The 17,416-nt window shown below is 73.8% G+C and carries 18 protein-coding genes and 1 pseudogene; 7 read left to right on the top strand and 12 right to left on the bottom strand.

What is annotated here, in order from left to right:
- Positions 1–128 precede the first annotated feature (128 nt).
- The gene (locus RM425_RS21205; protein ID WP_311347222.1) at positions 129–875 is read right to left on the bottom strand and encodes an SDR family oxidoreductase; all 747 of its coding nucleotides are present in this window, start codon (positions 873–875) and stop codon (positions 129–131) included.
- Between the two features lie 85 nt (positions 876–960).
- Between RM425_RS21205 and RM425_RS21200 the strand changes: the two genes are divergently transcribed.
- A complete protein-coding gene (locus tag RM425_RS21200) occupies positions 961–2,505 on the top strand; it encodes a helix-turn-helix domain-containing protein (protein ID WP_311347221.1) in 1,545 nt (514 codons plus the stop codon).
- A 136-nt stretch (positions 2,506–2,641) separates the two neighbouring features.
- On the opposite strand, the gene RM425_RS21195 is transcribed toward RM425_RS21200, so the two are convergent.
- Positions 2,642–3,400 carry an SDR family NAD(P)-dependent oxidoreductase gene (locus tag RM425_RS21195; protein ID WP_311347220.1) on the bottom strand — a complete coding sequence of 253 codons (759 nt, stop codon included), beginning with the start codon at positions 3,398–3,400 and terminating at the stop codon, positions 2,642–2,644.
- Positions 3,401–3,497: 97 nt separating this feature from the next.
- Between RM425_RS21195 and add the strand changes: the two genes are divergently transcribed.
- Positions 3,498–4,481, top strand: coding sequence for an adenosine deaminase (gene add / locus RM425_RS21190; protein WP_311347219.1), 984 nt, complete (start codon positions 3,498–3,500; stop codon positions 4,479–4,481).
- 94 nt (positions 4,482–4,575) lie between these two features.
- A pseudogene (locus tag RM425_RS21185) lies at positions 4,576–5,563 on the top strand (IS481 family transposase).
- Here RM425_RS21185 and RM425_RS21180 read toward each other — a convergent pair.
- A complete protein-coding gene (locus RM425_RS21180) occupies positions 5,560–7,374 on the bottom strand; it encodes a PucR family transcriptional regulator (protein WP_311347218.1) in 1,815 nt (604 codons plus the stop codon). The pseudogene RM425_RS21185 and the gene RM425_RS21180 overlap by 4 nt on opposite strands.
- A 402-nt stretch (positions 7,375–7,776) precedes the next feature.
- Between RM425_RS21180 and RM425_RS21175 the strand changes: the two genes are divergently transcribed.
- Positions 7,777–8,772: a DUF2877 domain-containing protein gene (locus tag RM425_RS21175; RefSeq protein ID WP_311347217.1), complete on the top strand. Its 996-nt coding sequence runs from the start codon at positions 7,777–7,779 to the stop codon at positions 8,770–8,772.
- Positions 8,773–8,827: 55 nt separating this feature from the next.
- On the opposite strand, the gene RM425_RS21170 is transcribed toward RM425_RS21175, so the two are convergent.
- From RM425_RS21170 to rpe, 8 genes are all read right to left on the bottom strand, one after another.
- A complete protein-coding gene (locus RM425_RS21170) occupies positions 8,828–9,319 on the bottom strand; it encodes an SSI family serine proteinase inhibitor (RefSeq protein ID WP_311347216.1) in 492 nt (163 codons plus the stop codon).
- 38 nt (positions 9,320–9,357) lie between these two features.
- Positions 9,358–10,224 (bottom strand): ATP phosphoribosyltransferase, encoded by an 867-nt coding sequence (gene hisG, locus RM425_RS21165; RefSeq protein ID WP_311347215.1) that lies wholly within the window; start codon positions 10,222–10,224, stop codon positions 9,358–9,360.
- A 98-nt stretch (positions 10,225–10,322) separates the two neighbouring features.
- Positions 10,323–10,586 (bottom strand): phosphoribosyl-ATP diphosphatase, encoded by a 264-nt coding sequence (locus tag RM425_RS21160; protein ID WP_311347214.1) that lies wholly within the window; start codon positions 10,584–10,586, stop codon positions 10,323–10,325.
- Positions 10,583–11,104, bottom strand: coding sequence for a 6,7-dimethyl-8-ribityllumazine synthase (gene ribH, locus RM425_RS21155; RefSeq protein ID WP_311347213.1), 522 nt, complete (start codon positions 11,102–11,104; stop codon positions 10,583–10,585). The genes RM425_RS21160 and ribH overlap by 4 nt, the downstream gene beginning before the upstream one ends.
- Positions 11,101–12,408 (bottom strand): bifunctional 3,4-dihydroxy-2-butanone-4-phosphate synthase/GTP cyclohydrolase II, encoded by a 1,308-nt coding sequence (locus RM425_RS21150; protein WP_311347212.1) that lies wholly within the window; start codon positions 12,406–12,408, stop codon positions 11,101–11,103. The genes ribH and RM425_RS21150 overlap by 4 nt, the downstream gene beginning before the upstream one ends.
- The gene (locus RM425_RS21145) at positions 12,405–13,013 is read right to left on the bottom strand and encodes a riboflavin synthase (protein WP_311347211.1); all 609 of its coding nucleotides are present in this window, start codon (positions 13,011–13,013) and stop codon (positions 12,405–12,407) included. The genes RM425_RS21150 and RM425_RS21145 overlap by 4 nt, the downstream gene beginning before the upstream one ends.
- 1 nt (position 13,014) lies before the next feature.
- Positions 13,015–14,076, bottom strand: a complete 1,062-nt coding sequence (gene ribD, locus RM425_RS21140; protein ID WP_311347210.1) for a bifunctional diaminohydroxyphosphoribosylaminopyrimidine deaminase/5-amino-6-(5-phosphoribosylamino)uracil reductase RibD — start codon at positions 14,074–14,076, stop codon at positions 13,015–13,017.
- Complete coding sequence (gene rpe / locus RM425_RS21135) at positions 14,073–14,744, bottom strand: ribulose-phosphate 3-epimerase (RefSeq protein WP_311347209.1); 672 nt, start codon at positions 14,742–14,744, stop codon at positions 14,073–14,075. The genes ribD and rpe overlap by 4 nt, the downstream gene beginning before the upstream one ends.
- Before the next feature lie 62 nt (positions 14,745–14,806).
- On the opposite strand from rpe, the gene RM425_RS21130 reads away from it, so the two are divergent.
- The 3 genes from RM425_RS21130 (at position 14,807) to RM425_RS21120 (ending at position 17,352) form a co-directional block, all read left to right on the top strand.
- A complete protein-coding gene (locus tag RM425_RS21130; protein WP_311347208.1) occupies positions 14,807–15,355 on the top strand; it encodes a hypothetical protein in 549 nt (182 codons plus the stop codon).
- A gap of 64 nt (positions 15,356–15,419) precedes the next feature.
- On the top strand, positions 15,420–16,898 hold the full coding sequence (locus tag RM425_RS21125; RefSeq protein ID WP_311347207.1) for an aldehyde dehydrogenase family protein: 1,479 nt from the start codon (positions 15,420–15,422) through the stop codon (positions 16,896–16,898).
- A 46-nt stretch (positions 16,899–16,944) separates the two neighbouring features.
- Positions 16,945–17,352: a hypothetical protein gene (locus RM425_RS21120; protein WP_311347206.1), complete on the top strand. Its 408-nt coding sequence runs from the start codon at positions 16,945–16,947 to the stop codon at positions 17,350–17,352.
- Here RM425_RS21120 and RM425_RS21115 read toward each other — a convergent pair.
- A partial coding sequence (locus RM425_RS21115; protein ID WP_311346822.1) for an integrase core domain-containing protein occupies positions 17,290–17,416 on the bottom strand: 127 nt, incomplete at its 5' end. The genes RM425_RS21120 and RM425_RS21115 overlap by 63 nt on opposite strands.

The following is a 17,416-nucleotide window of genomic DNA, read 5'->3' as shown; positions in this document are numbered from 1 at the left end:
GGCGTTAGCGTGGGCCACGGAGACCTCCGGTTGGGAAAAGCGACGTCAGACATCGCCACTCCTTCCGGAGGTCTCCTTCGTGATCAAGCCACCACGCCGACTGTCAACAACGTCCGTGGTCGCGACATCTAGGCCCGCAGGTGCTCGGCGTAACTGCGTCGGCCCCGGGCGCCACCGCCGGGGAGCGCCGCGCCGTCCCGGACCGCGGAACTCATCCGGCCGGGCACCGGCGTGGCCACCACGTGCGCCCCGGGCGCTCGGGCGCCGGCCCACGCGCGCGCCAGCTCGGCGACGGTCAGGTCTTCCGGACCGCCGTACTCCACCACTGCCCCGGCCGGCGGACCGGCGACGACGTCCACGAGGTGCCCGGCAACCTCAACGACGTCGACCGGCTGCACCCGCCAGCCCATCGGCACGGGCAGGACCGGACCGCGCCGCGCCGCGCTCAGGAGCTCGTCGACGAAGTCGTGGAACTGGGTGACCCGCAGCAGGGTGACCGGGAGGCCGGAGGCGAGCAGCACCTGCTCGGCGGCGAACTTCGCCCGGTAGTAGCCGAACGGGATGCGGTCGACGCCCACGATCGAGACGTACACGAGGTGCCGCAGCCGGTCCCTGTCCACCGCCTCGACCAGCCGCCGGGTACCGGCGACGTCGACCTGCCACGGGTCCCCGCGAGGGTCGCTGGCGGTGTGGACCACGACCTCGGCGCCGGCCAGCGCGGTGCGGAGGTCGAACCCCGTGGCGAGGTCGCCCCGCACCCCACCCGGCCCGGTTCCGCGCCGCGACATCTGCCGGACCGCATGGCCCGCGTCGCGCAGCCGCGGGACCAGGTGCCCTCCGAGGCGGCCGGTGCCGCCGGTGACCAGAACGTCCATGGGCCCATCCTGGACCGCACTCCTTTGTGGGGAACCCCGGCACGGCGCGACCGCTGATATCTCACACACGAGATAACGTGCAGGGGTGACGCTGACCGAGCTCCCACCTGACACCGCGATGCGCCGGATCGGTGCGCTGGTCCGCGACGCCCGGCGGCACCGAGGTCTGACCCAGCAACAGCTCGCCGAGCGCCTGGGCACCAGCCAGAGCGCCGTGGCCCGCATCGAGCAGGGCAACCAGAACCTCACCCTCGAGCTCCTCGGCCGGCTCTCCGCCGCCCTGGAGAGCGAGCTGATCCGCGTCGGACCGGTGGGGCCCACGCACCTGCGCGTCACCGGCGGACGGCTGCTCAGCGGCAGCGTGGAGGTGAAGTCGTCGAAGAACGCCGCCGTCGCGCTGCTCTGCGCCGCCCTGCTCAACCGCGGCCGGACGACGCTGCGCAACGTGGCCCGCATCGTCGAGGTGGAGCGGCTCCTGGACGTGCTGCGCTCCATCGGCGTCTCCGCGACCTGGGACGAGGCCGGGCACGACCTCACGCTGATGGTGCCCGACCGGATCGACCTGGCCGGCATCGACGCCGACGCGGCCCGGCGCACCCGCAGCATCATCATGTTCCTGGGCCCGCTGCTGCACCGGGCGCCGGTGTTCGAGCTGCCCTACGCCGGCGGGTGCGACCTGGGCACCCGGACCGTGCAGCCGCACATGATCGCCCTGCGCCCCTTCGGCCTGGAGATCGAGGCGCGGGCCGGTGAGTACCACGCGACGGTCACGCCGACCGGTGCCACCGAGCGCACCATCGTGCTGACCGAGCGCGGCGACACCGTCACCGAGAACGCCCTGCTGGCCGCGGCCCGCGCCGAGGGCACGACCACCATCCGCAACGCCAGCTCGAATTACATGGTCCAGGACCTGGTCCTGTACCTCCAGCTGCTCGGGGTGGGGATCGAGGGCCTCGGGACGACGACGCTGACCGTCCACGGGCAGCCGGTGCTGGACGCCGACGTCGACTACACGATCAGCGAGGACCCGGTGGAGGCGATGAGCCTGCTGACCGCCGGCATCGTCACCGGCTCCGAGCTCACGGTGTGCCGGGCGCCGGTGGAGTTCCTGGAGATCGAGCTGGCCGTGCTGGCCGAGATGGGCCTGCGCTACGAGGTCTCCCCGGAGTACCTGGCCGACAACGGGCACACCCGGCTGGCCGACATCACCATCCACCCCTCGCGGCTTCGGGCGCCGATCGACAAGATCCACCCGATGCCGTTCCCGGGCCTGAACATCGACAACCTGCCGTTCTTCGCGGTCATCGCCGCGCAGGCGGAGGGGGCGACGATGATCCACGACTGGGTCTACGACAACCGGGCGATCCATCTCTCCGACCTCACCCGGCTGGGCGCCGACGTCCGGCTGCTGGACCCGCACCGGGTGCTCGTCGACGGCCCGACGCACTGGTCGAGCGCCGAGGTGGTCTGCCCGCCGGCGCTGCGCCCCGCGGTGTGCATCCTGCTGGCGATGCTCGCGGCCAAGGGCACCTCGGTGCTCCGCAACGTCGACATCATCGCCCGCGGCTACGAGCACCTCTACGAGCGACTGGTCGAGATCGGCGCCGCCATCGAGGTCTTCCACGACTGAGCCCGCATCCCCCTGAGCCCGGCATCCCGCGCCGGCATCCCGCGCCGGGATCAGGTGACCTGATCATGGCGCGTCCTCCCTCACCGCCCACCGCGAGGGAGGACGCGCTGCGGTGAGGGAGGACGGCGCTGCGGTGTCAGCGCTCCTGGTCGGTCGGGCGGACCAGCATCTCGTTGACGGCGACGTGCGCGGGCTGGCTGACCATGTAGACCACGGCGCGGGCGATGTCGTCGGCCGTCAGCGCCGTCATGGACGCGTGCGCCTTCCGGGACGCCTCCTTGGCCGCCGGCTGGGTGATGTGGTCGGTCAGCTCGGTGGTCACCGCGCCCGGCTCGACCAGCCCGATCCGCACCCCACGACCGGTCACCTCCTGGCGCAGCGACTCGCTGAAGGCGTTCACCGCCCACTTGCTCGCGTTGTAGACGCCGGCGCCCTTGCGGGCCACCCGGCCGGCGACGCTGGAGATGTTGACGACGTCGCCGGAGCCCTGCTCCACCATGCCCTCGATCGCGGCGTGGGTCATGTACATCAGGCCCAGGACGTTGGTCGACATCATCCGGCGCCAGTCCTCGGGGTCCGCGCCGACGATCGTGCCCAGCAGCATGACGCCGGCGTTGTTCACCAGGACGTCGAGCCCGCCCAGCTCGGCCCGGGTGCGGGCGACCGCGTCGGCGCACGCCTGCTCGTCGGTGACGTCGAGGTCGAGCTGGAGCACCGTGGCGCCGTCCCCGCGCAGCCGGCCGGCGAGTTCGTCCAGGCGGTCCCGGCGCCGGGCCCCGATCGCCACCGCGGCGCCCGCCGCGGCGAGCGCCTCCGCCGTCGCCGCGCCGATGCCCGACGACGCGCCGGTGACCAGGGCGACCTTTCCCTGCAGCGGACGGGCCGGCTCGCTCATGTGGGTTCCTCCTCCGCGCCGCACCGTGCCGCGCTCCCCCGCAGCCTGCCCTGGAGCAGCCCACCCCGCGCGCCGCACCCGCCCGTACGCTGCGCCGGTGCGTGACCTCTCCGCCCTCCCCACGGCGCACCTGCACGTCCACCTGGAGAGCACCGTGCGCCCGGGTACCGCTCGCGAGCTGGCCGACGACCACGGCGTCGTCCTCCCTCCCCGGACGGCGTCCTACGCCGGGTTCGCCGCGTTCGCCGAGGTGAACGGCGCGGTGCGGGACTGCCTGCGCCGGCCCGAGGACTTCCTTCGCGTGGCCCGGGAGTTCTGCGCCGACCAGCACGCCGAGGGGGTCCGCTACGCGGAGGTCACCTTCACCGCGGCGAGCCACGGTGAGCGGCTCGGCGATCCGGAGATGCCGCTGGCCGCGGTGCTCGAGGGGCTCGCGGCCGGATGCGCTGCGACCGGGCTCGAGGTGCAGGTGCTCCTGGACCACCCGCGCCGCCGCTCCGTGGAGCGCTTCGCGCGGACCGTCGAGCTGGCCGGGCGGTACCGCGACCGCGGCGTCGTCGGGGTCGGCTTCGCCGGGCACGAAGAGCACGCGCTGGCGCCCTTCGCGGCGCGCGTGGCCCGCGCCGCGGATGCCGGACTGCACCTGGTTCACCACGCCGGCGAGACCGCGGGCGCGGGCAGCATCCGGGAGGCGCTCACCACCGGCCGCGCCGAACGCATCGGGCACGGCATCCGGGCGCTGGAGGACCCCGGCCTCGTCGCCGAACTCCGCGACCGGCAGATCGCGCTGGAGGTGTGCCCCTCCTCGAACGTCGCGCTCGGGCTCGTGCCGTCGCTCCGCGAGCACCCGCTGCCCGCACTGCGCGCCGCCGGGCTGGCGGTCACCCTGTCCACCGACGCCCCCGCGGAGACCGGGTGGTCGCTCCCGGCCGAGTACGCCGCGGTCCGGGACGTGCACGGCTGGGACGACCAGGAGCTCGCCGACCTCGCCCGCGCGTCGGTGACGTCGTCCTTCGCGCCCCCGCCGGTCCAGCGCCGGCTGCTCACCGGCATCGACGCCTGGCTGGCGGGCCCGGCCTAGGTGTACTGACCAAGACCGTTGTTGACGTAGGAGCGACCTCCGGGTCTGGTGTGGAGCTGTCTGACGGCATCCATCCCGACCCCGGAGGTCGCTCGTGTCTCACGCTAATGCCCGGCTGACTCCAGCAGGCCGGCTGACCATGGTCCAGCGGATCGCGATCGGCCGCTCACCGGCGCACGTGGCCGCCGAGATGGGCGCTCGGCAACCACCGCGTGGAAGTGGTGGAAGCGCTGGCAGGCTGAGGGCCCAGCCGGGCTGGTCGACCGGTCCAGCGTCGCCCGAGCCCACCCTGCCAAGCCCCCAGCGTGCACCGAGACACGGATCCGGATCAGCCGGCACCTGTCCCGCCGCGGCCCGGTGGCCATCGGCGCGCACCCGGGGGTGCCGGCCTCCACCGTCGGGCGGGTCCTCGCCCGCCACCACACTCCGCCACTGGCCGCCTGCGACCCGGTGACCGGACAGGTCATCCGCGCCACCCGCCGCAGCGCCAACCGCTACGAACACGACCGGCCCGGCGCCCTGGTGCACGTCGATGTGAAGAAGCTCGGCCGCATCCCCGGCGGCGGCGGCTGGCGCGCCCACGGCCGCGGCACCCGGCCCGGCAGCGCCCGCGGGCTGGACTATGACTACGTCCACGCCGCCGTCGATGACCACTCCCGGCTTGCCTACGCCGAGATCCTCGACGACGAGAAGGGCGCCACCTGCGCCGGCTTCCTCACCGGCGCCGCGGCCTTCTACGCCAGCCACGGCATCACCATCGAGCGGGTCATCACCGACAACGCCAAGAACTACCGGATCTCCCGGGACTTCGCCGCCGCCGCAGCCACGATCGGAGCCCGGCAGGAGTTCATCCGCCCGCACTGCCCCTGGACCAACGGCAAGGTCGAACGCTTCAACCGCACCCTGGGCGCCGAGTGGGCCTACTCCCGGATCTTCGCCAGCAACGACGACCGTGCCGCCCTCTTGCCCACCTGGCTCAACCACTACAACGTGACCACTACAACCTGAACCGGCCACACCTCGGCATCGGCGGCCGCTCACCCATCAGCCGCATCAACAACGCTGCGGGGCAGTACACCTAGAGCAGCGAGTCCAGTCCCTCGTCCGGCGACGGCGCCATGCCCGCCTCCAGCGGCGGGCGATGCGGCTGGTCCAGCCCGCTCATCCGGGCGGCGTGCAGGGCCAGCAGCAGGTTCAGGCGCAGCGTGGGGTCGCTGGTGAACGGGCCGAGCATGCGCTCGAGCTTGCCGATCCGGTACCGCATCGTGTTGTAGTGGAAGTGCAGCCGGCGCGCGGACTCCGCGACGTTGAGGTTGGTCTCCAGCAGCACCAGCAGGGTCTCGCGGAGGTCGGCCGAGTCGGCGTCGGTCGCATCGGCCAGCGGACCGAGCACCTCGTCGACGTAGGACCGCAGCTCGGTGCTGTCGGGGATCAGCGAGAGCAGCCGGAACACCCCGAGCTGGTCGAAGTGGGTGACCGACGACCCGCCCTGGATCTCCTGCCCGACGCCGAGGGCCCGCTGCGCCTGGCGGTGCGCCTCGGCCAGCTCGGAGAGCGAGCCGGCCGGCCGGCCGATGCCGGTGCCCAGCACGCGGCCCAGCCGGCGCAGGCGGCCGTTGACCCGCGAGCTGACGGCGGTGACGAGCGAGGACACCTCGTCGGGGGTGCGGCCGTCCAGCGGCAGGAGCGTGACGATCTCGGTGGCCAGCCCCGCGACGGCCGCGCCGGCCACCTCGGCCTCCAGCGCCGACCGCCAGCCGTCGGCCAGCCGGTCGAGGACGTCCAGCGCCCGGGTGGGATCGCCGGCGGCGTCGGCGACGGTCTCGGTCGCGGTGACCAGCACGGCGACCGGCCCGTCCAGCCGCCAGCCGAAGGACCGCGTGTAGGCCAGCGTGCGCTCGGTGTGCCCGACCGAGCCGCCCACGAGCCGGCGGACCAGGTCGCCCTGGAAGCGCAGCTCCACCGAGTGCACGGCCTGCAGGCGGATCACCGACAGCGCGGCGATCACCGCCGCCCGCTCCAGCACGCCGCCCGCGCCGACCATCATCGCGCCGGTCCGGTGCACCGCGACCAGCCAGCCGTGCCGCTGGTCGCCGGCCATGATCGGCGCGACGGCGTACTCGCCCACCCCGCCGGGAAGCTGGTGGTGCCCGGGCACCAGCAGGATGCCGTCGGCCGGTGAGAGGTCCGCGTCGGCCAGCACGTCGGCCGGGGTCACCGCCGTGCGGTCGGCGCGCACACCGGCCAGCCGTCGCGACGGGGTCAGCTCCGCCAGCGCGTCGTCGGCGGCGGCGTCCAGGAGCCACAGCCAGTCGCTGATCTCGGCGACGTCGTCCCGGGGGCCGGCGCTGGTGACCACCTCGCGGTCGGAGCCCAGGCCCAGGACGGCCGCCCCGTCGAGCATCACGGCGAGCCGCTGGGTGACCTCCGCCAGGCCGCCGCCGGTCAGGGCGACCTCCATGAACTGGTCGTCCATGCGCGAGTTCAGCGCGAGGGCCTGGCCCTGCTTGGTGACGACGGCGCCGAGCACCTCGGAGACGACCTCGTCCAGTCGGACGGTGGACGGCAGCGCGAGCACGGGCAGTCCCCGGCGATCGGCCTCGGCCAGCACCTCCGCCGGGACCGGTGCGGGCCCCTCCGTGCGCCGGAACGCCAGCGCGGCCGTCCCCATCGAGTCCAACCGCTCCACGAGCGCCCGACAGTTGGCCGGATCGGCGGGTGGGAGGCGCGCGCCGAGGACGACGAGCACGTCGGGCCCCGCGCCGGCGAGCGGGTCGGCCGGCCTGTCGATCACCATGTGCCGGACCGAGCGACCCAGCCCGCTCGCGCCTGCGGCGACCGTGGTGCCCGCCAGCCCGGGCAGGTCCATCGCGTCCTCGACGGTCAGTCCCATGCGCTCCTGCCAGCTTCCACGATCGGCCCGGGCTGAGTCGATCCGCGACGGTTCCTCGACGGCCCAATTTCTACGAAACGGACCCGTTCCGTCACGCTGAGTGGGCGACGCCATCGACGTGTCACCGTGCGTCACGACGCGTCCCCTTCTAGTGGCCAACGAGACCGTCCCGCCCGGAGAACCTGTCAGGACTCCCCGGACGCCGCCATCCATTCTTGGCGAGTTCCGCCATAAGAGGGCGTGCGACGCGCCGCATAGGTTCGAACTCCGCTCAACCCGCTCGCAGCGATGCTAGGCCGTCACCGCCCGACCGGCGGCACCTGCCCCTCTGCGTCCGGATCCCGAGCAGAACCCGGACGGGGGCTCATCGCCCCTCCGTCGCCCCACCGGCGAAGGGCCGCCATGCGAACGATCGACCAGACCACGGATCAGGACGGCCGCTCGCAGGCGGCCACGGCGCGTGGCCGTGCCGCGCACGTCGCCCTGGGGACGATCCCCCTCCCCCGGAGCTCGGCTGCCGCCGCGCGCGCCGGCAGCACGCCCCGGCAGGTCACCGCCGTGCCGGCCGCGGCCAGCACCGGCGTGGCCGCGCTGCTGCGCGGACCGGTCCGCCGCGCCCAGGTGATCGCGAGCACGCCCACCGGGGTGTACCTGCACGTGCCCGGCGAGCGGGACGGCGACGTCGTCGGCGTCCTCACCAGCGACGCGGCACGCCTGCCCCTCGGATGCGTGCTGTTCCGCCCGAGCACCGGTCGACCGCTGGTGCCCCCGACGGCCACGGCCGAGGTGGGCGGTGGCCGCGTCGTCGTCGGGCACCTCGCGGTCAGCGCCGCGGCGTGGTGGGACCCGCGTCCGCGACTGCCCAGCGCCCGGCCCGCGCTGCTCCCGGAGGGCGTGCGCCAGCTCCGCAGCACGCTCTACGGGGAGGGCGTCCCGCACAGCGCCTTCGAGCTGCCCGGGCTGCCCACCGGTCCCGGTGGTCCGCTGGCGGCGCTGCGCGGCGCCGTCCGGCGCGCCGACCTCGACGCCGCACTGCGCACCGCGAGCCGGCTGATCGGCCTGGGCCCCGGCCTGACCCCGGCCGGGGACGACGTCATGGCCGGCACCGTCGCCGGGCTGGTGCTGCTCGGCCATCCCGCCGCCCCGCGGTTCGCCGCCGGCGTCACCGCGCTGGCCGCCTGCCGCACCACCGAGCTCTCCCGCGCCCTACTGCGGCACGCCGCGGCCGGCCGGGTCAGCGGCGAGTACGCCGCGGTGCTGCACGCCCTGGTCGGGGAGCGGCCGCTGGCCCCGACCGTCGACGCGCTGCTCGCGCCGGGTTCGACGGGGAACCGGGCCACGGCGCTGGGGCTGTGCACGGCGATCGACCTGGTGGAGCGCACCACGCGGACGCGCTGACCGGGGTCAGCCGGGTGCGCTGACCAGAGTCACCACGCGGGTGCGCTGACGGGGGTCAGCTCGCGGGCGCGGGCACCAGGGGGACCAGCGAGTTCCACTGGTCGATGCGGCACCCGTTCACGCGGGACAGTTCCAGGTCCACCGGCTCACCGCCCCAGCGGCCGACCACGCGAGCGGTCTCCGGGCCGCCGTACTGCTGGCTGCACATCACGTCGGTCGGCAGCGGGGCGAACGGGTCCTCCATCCCCTTCAGGTGCTCGCACGCGGCCTCCGCCGTGGGGTGGCTGCCCTCGACGAACCCGACGCAGGTCAGCGTCCAGGTCTCCGGGGCGGCGCCGTCGCCGAGGTCGATCTCGACCTGCAGGTCGTTGTCGGCCTGGGTGATCCCGCCCCCCGCCGCGGCTCCGTCGGTCCCCTCGACCCCCTCCGCCTGGTCCGGGGTCGTGTCGGTGGTCGGCGCCGCCGCTGTCCCCTCCTCGTCGGCCGAACCGCAGCCGGCGAGGGTGAGGGCGGCGGCCACCAGGAGCAGCGGGAGGAGTCGAGGCATGTCTGTCAGACGCGCGAGGACGCCCGGAAGTTTCCGGTTCAGAGCCGCGAGGCGTGGATGCTGGTGACCAGGATGGCCCGGGCCCCCAGCTCGTACAGCTCGTCCATGATCTGGTTGGTCTGGCTGCGCCGGACCATCGCGCGCACCGCCGACCAGCCGGCCCGCTGCAGGGGGCTGACCGTGGGGCCCTCGATGCCGGGCGTGATCGCGGTGGCCCGGGCCAGGATCTCGTCCGGGCAGTCGTAGTCCAGCATCACGTACTGCCGGGCGACCAGGACCCCCTGGAGCCGGCGCCGCAGCTGGGCCACCGCCGGGATCTCCTCGGCACCCTCGCGCCCCACCAGGATGGCCTCGCTGGCCAGCACGGGCTCGCCGATGATGTGCAGCCCGGCCGCGCGCAGCGTCGTCCCGGTCTCGACCACGTCGCAGACGGCGTCGGCGACACCCAGCCGGCAGGCGGTCTCGACGGCACCGTCCAGCTTGACGACGTCGGCCTTGATGCCGGACTCCTCGAGGTGCCGCTGCAGGAGCACCGGGTAGGCGGTGGCGATCCGCTTGCCGGCCAGCTGGTCGACCTGCTCGATGCCCGAGCCCACCGGGGAGGCGAAGCGGAAGGAGGACCGCCCGAAGCCCAGCGGCATGACCTCGACCGCGGCCGGGCCCTCCCCGTCGCGCGGCGCGGTCTCCAGCAGCATGTCCCGGCCGGTGATGCCGACGTCCAGGGTGCCCGCGGCGACGTAGACGGCGATGTCCCGCGGCCGGAGGTAGAAGAACTCCGTGTCGTTGTCGGGGTCGAAGACCACGAGGTCCTTCGTGCTGCGCCGCTGGCGGTAACCGCTCTCGGTCAGCATCTCCGCGGCCGGCTCGCTCAGGACGCCCTTGTTGGGCACGGCGATGCGCAGCACTCTGGTGAGCTCCTTCGACGGTCGGGCACGACGAGGCCCCGTCCAGAGGCTCGCCCCGAGCGTGCGAGGGGTGAGGAGGACGGGGTCCTTCTGCTTCTTCAGAGGTGAGCGTAGACGTCGTCCAGGGTCAGACCCCGGGCGAGCATGAGCACCTGCACCCGATAGAGGAGCTGGCTGATCTCCTCCGCCGTCCGCTCCTCCCCCTCGTGCTCGGCGGCCATCCACGACTCGGCCGCCTCCTCGACGACCTTCTTGCCCGCGGCGTGCACGCCGTCCCGGACGGCGGTGACGGTGCCCGAGGCGGCGTCGCCCTCGGCGACCTTGGCCGAGAGCTCGGCGAACAGCGCGTCGAACGTCTTCACGACCGGCCTCCGGCGGGGATGGCGCTGAACCCGGTGCTGCGCTGCGGTCCACGCAGGTCGCGCAGGGTCAGCGCGGTGGTCAGCGCGGCGATGGCGGCCTCCCAGCCCTTGTCCTCGGCCGAGCCCGGCAGGCCCGCGCGGTCGCGCGCCTGGTCCTCGGTGTCGCAGGTGAGGACGCCGTTCCCGACCGGCCGTGAGGCGTCCAGTGCGACGCGGGTGAGACCGGCGGTCACTGCGTCGCACACGTACTCGAAGTGCGGCGTGCCGCCACGGATGACGACCCCGAGCGCGACGACGGCGTCGTGCCGCTCGGCCAGCGCCTGGGCGACGACCGGCAACTCGACGGCACCCGGCGCGCGCACCACGGTGGGCTCGGCGACCCCGCTGGCGCGGGCGGCCTCCAGGGCGCGGGCCAGCAGGCTGTCGGTGAGCTCGGCGTGCCAGGTGGTGACGACGATGCCCAGCGTCAGACCGACGGCGTCCACCGGCTGCACCACAGGCGCTCCGGAGCCGCTCATGAGGGCTGCTCGTCGACGCGCAGGGGGACGTTCTCCGGGATCGGGTCGGCGTGCGGCGGCTCGCCGGCCGGCCCGGGCTCGATGATGTCGAGCAGGTGGCCCATGCGGTCGCGCTTGGTGCGCAGGTAGCCCAGGTTCTGCGAGGTGACGTGGCTGGGCAGCGAGACCCGGCCGAGCACCTTGAGGCCGTAGCCCTCCAGCCCGGCGCGCTTGGCCGGGTTGTTGGTCAGGAGCCGCATGGTGTGGATGCCCAGGTCGACCAGGATCTGCGCACCGGTGCCGTAGTCACGGGCGTCGGCCGGCAGCCCCAGGTCCAGGTTGGCGTCGACGGTGTCGGCGCCGAGGTCCTGCAGCTGGTAGGCCTGCAGCTTGTGCAGCAGGCCGATCCCGCGGCCCTCGTGCCCGCGGATGTAGAGCACCACCCCGCGGCCCTCCTCGGCCACGGCGGCCAGCGCGGCCTGCAGCTGCGGGCCGCAGTCGCAGCGCAGCGAGCCGAAGACGTCGCCGGTGAGGCACTCGGAGTGGACGCGGACGAGCACGTCCTCGCCGTCGCCGATGTCGCCGTAGACGAACGCCACGTGCTCGCGCTCGTCGTAGGAGCTCTGGTATCCGACGGCGGTGAAGGTGCCCGGGGTCAGCGGGACGACGGCCTCGGCGACCCGCTCCACCAGCTTGTCGAAGCGCTTGCGGTAGGCGATCAGGTCGGCGATGGACACCATGACGAGGTCGTGCTCGTCGGCGAAGACGCGCAGCTCCTCGCCGCGGGCCATGCCGGTCGGGTCCTTCTCGCTGACGATCTCGCACAGCGTCCCGGACGGGCGCAGACCGGCGAGCACGGCGAGGTCGACCGCCGCCTCGGTGTGCCCGGGCCGGCGCAGCACCCCGCCGTCCTTGGCCCGCAGCGGGACGATGTGCCCCGGTCGGGAGAGGTCGCGCGAGGTCGTGTCCTCGCCGGCCAGCGTCCGGATCGTCGTCGCCCGGTCCGAGGCCGAGATGCCGGTCGTGACGCCCTCGCGGGCGTCGACGGTGACGGTGTAGGCCGTGCCGAGGCGGTCCTGGTTCACCCGGTGCATGGGCGGCAGGTCCAGCCGGTCGGCGTCGCCCTCGGTGACGGCGACGCAGATGTAGCCCGAGGTGTAGCGGACCATGAAGGCCACGAGCTCGGGGGTGGCCAGCTCGGAGGCGAAGATGAGGTCGCCCTCGTTCTCGCGGTCCTCGTCGTCGATCACGACGACCGGGCGGCCGTCCTTGATCGCGGCGATCGCGGTCTCGATGCTGTCCAGACGGGTCACAGGTGCGGTCACCGACGTGCCTCCAGCAGGCGCTCGACGTACTTGGCGATCACGTCGACCTCCAGGTTGACGGGGTCCCCCGGGGCGCGCGTTCCCAGCGTGGTCTCGCGGAGGGTGGTGGGGATGAGGCTGACCTCGAACCAGGGCTCGGGGTGGGTGGCGGCGCTGACCGCGCTGACGGTCAGCGAGACGCCGTCGACGGCGATGGAGCCCTTCTCGACGACGTACTGCGCCAGGCCGGTCGGCAGGCCGATGCGCACGACCTCCCAGTGGGTGCTGGGCGTGCGGTCGAGGACCGTGCCGACGCCGTCGACGTGGCCCTGCATGAGGTGACCGCCGAGGCGGGTGTGCGGGGTGACGGCGCGCTCGAGGTTGACCCGGCTGCCCTTCTCCGCCTTGCCCAGGCTGCTGCGGCGCAGCGTCTCGGCCATGACGTCGGTGCTCCAGACGCCGTCCTGCACGGAGGTGACGGTCAGGCACACGCCGTCGACCGCGATGGAGTCGCCGAGGGCGACGTCCTGGAGCACCCGGGTCGCGCGGATCTCGAGCCGTGCCGCGTCCGTCTGGTCCTCGCGGACGACGAGCGTGCCCACCTCTTCGACGATGCCGGTGAACATCTCAGCTCCCTCTCCGGACGGATTGTCGTCCCCCAGTGTGCCGGGTGGGCCGCAGGCGGACCTGCACGTCCCCACCCAGGAGGAGGACGTCCACCGTCTCCCAGGAGAGCGCGTCGGCGATCGAAGTGATTCCCAGGTCACCCACCAGGGCGGGGCCGGCGCCCAGGAGCTTCGGCGCCAGGTGCACCACGGCCTCGTCCACCAGGCCGGCGCGGAGGAACGCGGCGGCCAGGGTGGGGCCGCCCTCCAGCAGCACCCGGCGGACGTCGCGGTCGAAGAGCTCGGCCAGGAGCGCCGCCGGATCGGCCGCGTGGCTGACCAGCGTGGGCGCCGCGTCGTCCCGCACGCGGGCGCTCTCCGGCAGCCGGTCCCGCCGGTCGACGACGACCCGCAGCGGCTGCCGGGCGGCGTCCCGGCCGTCCGCGTCGCGCACGGTGAGCCGGGGGTCGTCGGTCACCGCCGTCCCGGAACCGACGACGACGGCGTCGCAGGTCGCCCGGAGCCGGTGGACCGCTGCCCGGCCCTGCTCGCCCGTGATCCAGCGGCTGCTCCCGTCGGCGGCCGCAACGCGGCCGTCCAGCGTGGCGGCGACCTTCCAGACCACCTGCGGGCGGTGTTCGCGCACCCCCGTGAGCCAGGGCGCCAGCGAACCGGTCTCGGCCTCGGCCTGCTCGACGCCGACCGCCACGTCGATGCCGGCGGCGCGCAGCCGGTCCGCTCCCCCGCCGGCCAGCGACGTGGGCTCGGGGACGGCGACGACGACGCGGGCCACCCCGGCGGCGATCAGGGCGTCGGCGCACGGACCGGTGCGGCCGGTGTGCGCGCACGGCTCCAGGGTGACGACGGCGGTGCCGCCGCGCGCCCGCTCCCCCGCTGCTGCCAGCGCCTGCACCTCGGCGTGCGGACCGCCGGGCGGCTGCGTGGCGCCCTCTCCGGCGACAATGCCGTCGGCCGCGAGGACGACGGCGCCGACGGCCGGGTTGGGCGTCGTGGTGCCCAGGACGGTCGCGCCCAGTTCTCGGGCACGGGCCATGGCGCGCAGCTCGGCGTCGCTGACGGTCATCCGGACATCGCTGCGGCGGCCTGCGCGCGCAGGGCGGCGATGGCCTTCGCGGGGTCGTCGGCGCCGTAGACGGCGGAGCCCGCGACGAACATGTCGACGCCGGCCTCCGCGGCCTGCTCGATGGTGTCGGCGTTGATGCCGCCGTCGATCTCCACCAGCAGGGTCAGGTGCCCGGCGTCCACGAGTTCGCGGGCCTTGCGCGCCTTGGGCAGCACGTCGGCGATGAACGACTGACCGCCGAATCCCGGCTCGACGCTCATGACCAGCAGGGTGTCGAAGTCGGGCAGGACGTCGAGGTAGTCCTCCAGCGGCGTGCCCGGCTTGATGGCCAGGCCGGCCAGCGCACCGGCGGCGCGCAGGTCTCGGGCGACGGCCCGCGGGTCGGTGCAGGCCTCGGCGTGCACGGTGACGTTGCGGGCGCCCATCTCGGCGTAGCCCGGCGCCCAGCGCTCCGGGTTCTCGATCATGAGGTGGCAGTCCAGGGGTACCGGGCTGACCGCCTGGATCGCCTGGGCGACCGGCAGGCCCAGGGTCAGGTTCGGGACGAAGTGCGCGTCCATCACGTCGACGTGCAGCCAGTCCGCGTCGGCGACCCGGGCGACCTCGTCGGCCAGGTGCGCGAAGTCGGCGGAGAGCAGGCTGGGCGCGATCATCGGCTGCCGGGACACGCAGGGAGTCTAGGTGGGGACGAACCCCGTTCCTCCCGCCTTCGGTGCCCTAGCCTGCGCGCGTGACCGACGGCACACGCGCTCCGACCAGGGAGATCGGCGACGACGCCACCGCGGAGGTCGCCGAGCGCGCCCGGGAAGAGCTGCGCGTCACGGCGCTTGCCCTACCGCCCTTGCTCGGCGGGGTCGTCCTGCTCGGGTTCGACCCCGCCGGCTGGTCGGCGGGCGCGTGGGTGACGGCTGCGGGCGTCGGGCTGTGCGTGGGGCTCCTCTGCTGGCTGCTCTCGCGTAGCGCGGCTGTGCGCCGTCGACGGGCGGCACGCCTGCTCTCGGAGTACGCCGTCGTGCACCACGTCGACCCTGGCCAGGGGCGCCGGGTGCCCGCCGACCGCCAGGCGCGGGAGATGGCGCGCGGGTGGATCTGGATCGCGGTCTTCCCGCTCCTCCTCGCGCCCCAGCTGGCCCGCACGTCCTGGGAGGACCTCGGCACCTCGGTACCCGGGACGGTGCTGCTGGTTGCCGGGTGCGGCGTGATCCTGGCCGACAGGCTGCGGTCGGTCCGCGCCGGCCGGCGGTGGCTGGCCGACCCGCCGGGACCGCCGCGCGACTGACCGGCGGCAGCGTGGGGTGCGATCGCCGCGTGTCCGTCGTGGACGACCGGGTAGGGCCCCGTCCATGGCTTCCGAGACCTCCGCACCAGCCCACTACGACGGTTTCGACCGGATGCCGATCGCGGGCACCTGGCGCGCCGGGCGGGCGGGGAAGACCGCCACCGACACCGACCCCTACACCGGCGAGACGCTGACCGAGATTCCGCTGGCGAACGCCGAGGACCTCGACGAGGCCTACGCGACCGCCAAGGAGGCACAGCGGGACTGGGCGGCACGGCTGCCGAGCGAGCGCGCCGAGGTGATGCGCCGGGCGGCCCGGATCATGGAGGAGCGCAAGGACGAGATCGTCGACTGGCACATCCGCGAGTCGGGCGCCGCCGCCCCGGCCGCCGAGTTCGAGTACGCGATCACCGTTCGGGACTTCCACGAGGCGTCGTCCTACCCGTACCGGGTGGAGGGACGGATCCTGCCCGCGGACATCGAGGGCAAGGAGAGCCGCGTCTACCGCCGTCCCGTCGGGGTCGTCGCGGTGATCAGCCCGTGGAACGTGCCCATGCACCTGTCCAACCGCTCCGTCGCGCCCGCCCTGGCGCTGGGCAACGCCGTCGTCCTCAAGCCGGCCGGCGACACCCCGGTGACCGGCGGGCTGCTGCTGGCCAAGGTCTACGAGGAGGCGGGCCTGCCCGAGGGGCTGCTCTCGGTGGTCATCGGCTCCGGCAGCGACATCGGCGACGCGATCGTCAGCCACCCGACGCCGCGGGTGGTCTCGTTCACCGGCTCGACGCCGGTGGGCAAGGGCATCGCGGAGAAGGCCGGGCTGAAGAAGCTCTCCCTGGAGCTCGGCGGCAACGGTCCGCTCGTGGTGCTGGACGACGCCGACCTCGGCTACGCCGTGGACGCCGCCATCTTCGGCAAGTTCTTCCACCAGGGCCAGGTCTGCATGATCACCAACCGGATCGTGGTGGACGCGTCCGTGCACGACGAGTTCGTCGAGCGCTTCGTCGAGCGCGCCCGGGGGCTGAAGGCCGGCGACCCGAGGGAGTCGGACACGGTGATCGGGCCGATCATCAACAGCAGCCAGCTCGAGGGCATCCAGGAGAAGATCGCGGACTCGCTCTCGGACGGCGCTCAGCAGCTGCTCGGCGGCGACCCGACCGGCCCGATCGGCTCGGTGCTCCCGCCGCACGTGCTGCTCGGCGACAACTCGGTGACCAGCGCCCGCCAGGAGATGTTCGGCCCGGTCGTGACGATCATCCGCGCCCGGGACGAGGACGACGCCCTGGCGATCGCCAACGACACCGAGTACGGCCTGTCCAGCGCGGTGTTCACCGAGGACGCCCTGCGCGGGGTGCAGTTCGCGCTGCGCGTCGAGGCCGGCATGACGCACGTCAACGACTCACCGCTCAACGACGAGAACAACACCGCCTTCGGCGGCGAGAAGGACTCGGGTCTGGGCCGGTTCGGTGGCGAGTGGGCGATCGACGAGTTCACCACCGACCACTGGGTGAGCGTCCAGCACACCAAGCGGACGTTCCCCTTCTGACCGAACGGAAGCTGCAGCTCAGCTTGGTGGTTCCTACGCTGCCTCCATGACGCGGAAGGCCGGCGCACCGTGGCTGCTGGTCCTCCTGCTGCTGTGGGCGATCGGCAGCTTCGGCGGGGCGGTCGTCGTCCTGCTGGGAACGGACCAGCTCGGCACCATCGTGATCGTCGCGTTCGCCGTCCTCGTCGTCGGGCCTGCCGTCGAATGGATGTTGACCAGCCGGGCTCACAGGGACCGCGAGCGCGCCGTCCGCACCGCGCTCTGGGAGCACATGGACCCCGGTTCTGAACTACGGGCCTCCGTCGACGAGGCGGCACGTCTGACGGTGAACACCTCGGTGCGCACCCGCTGTCTGCTGGGGCTCTCGTTCACCGCGCTCGCCGCCGCGTGCCTAGGTGTGATGCCCAGCCAGGTTGTTCAACCTGGTGATGGGTGGCAGCTTCCCGACCGCTGAGTGGGGCCGATGGTGGTTGTACTGGTGGACCCATGCTGGCAGGGCCGCGAGCCGCGCTGACTCG

The sequence above is a fragment of the Blastococcus goldschmidtiae genome (genome assembly GCF_031845325.1).
Lineage (GTDB): Bacteria > Actinomycetota > Actinomycetes > Mycobacteriales > Geodermatophilaceae > Blastococcus > Blastococcus goldschmidtiae.
This window is presented reverse-complemented; position numbering and strand designations above follow the sequence as displayed.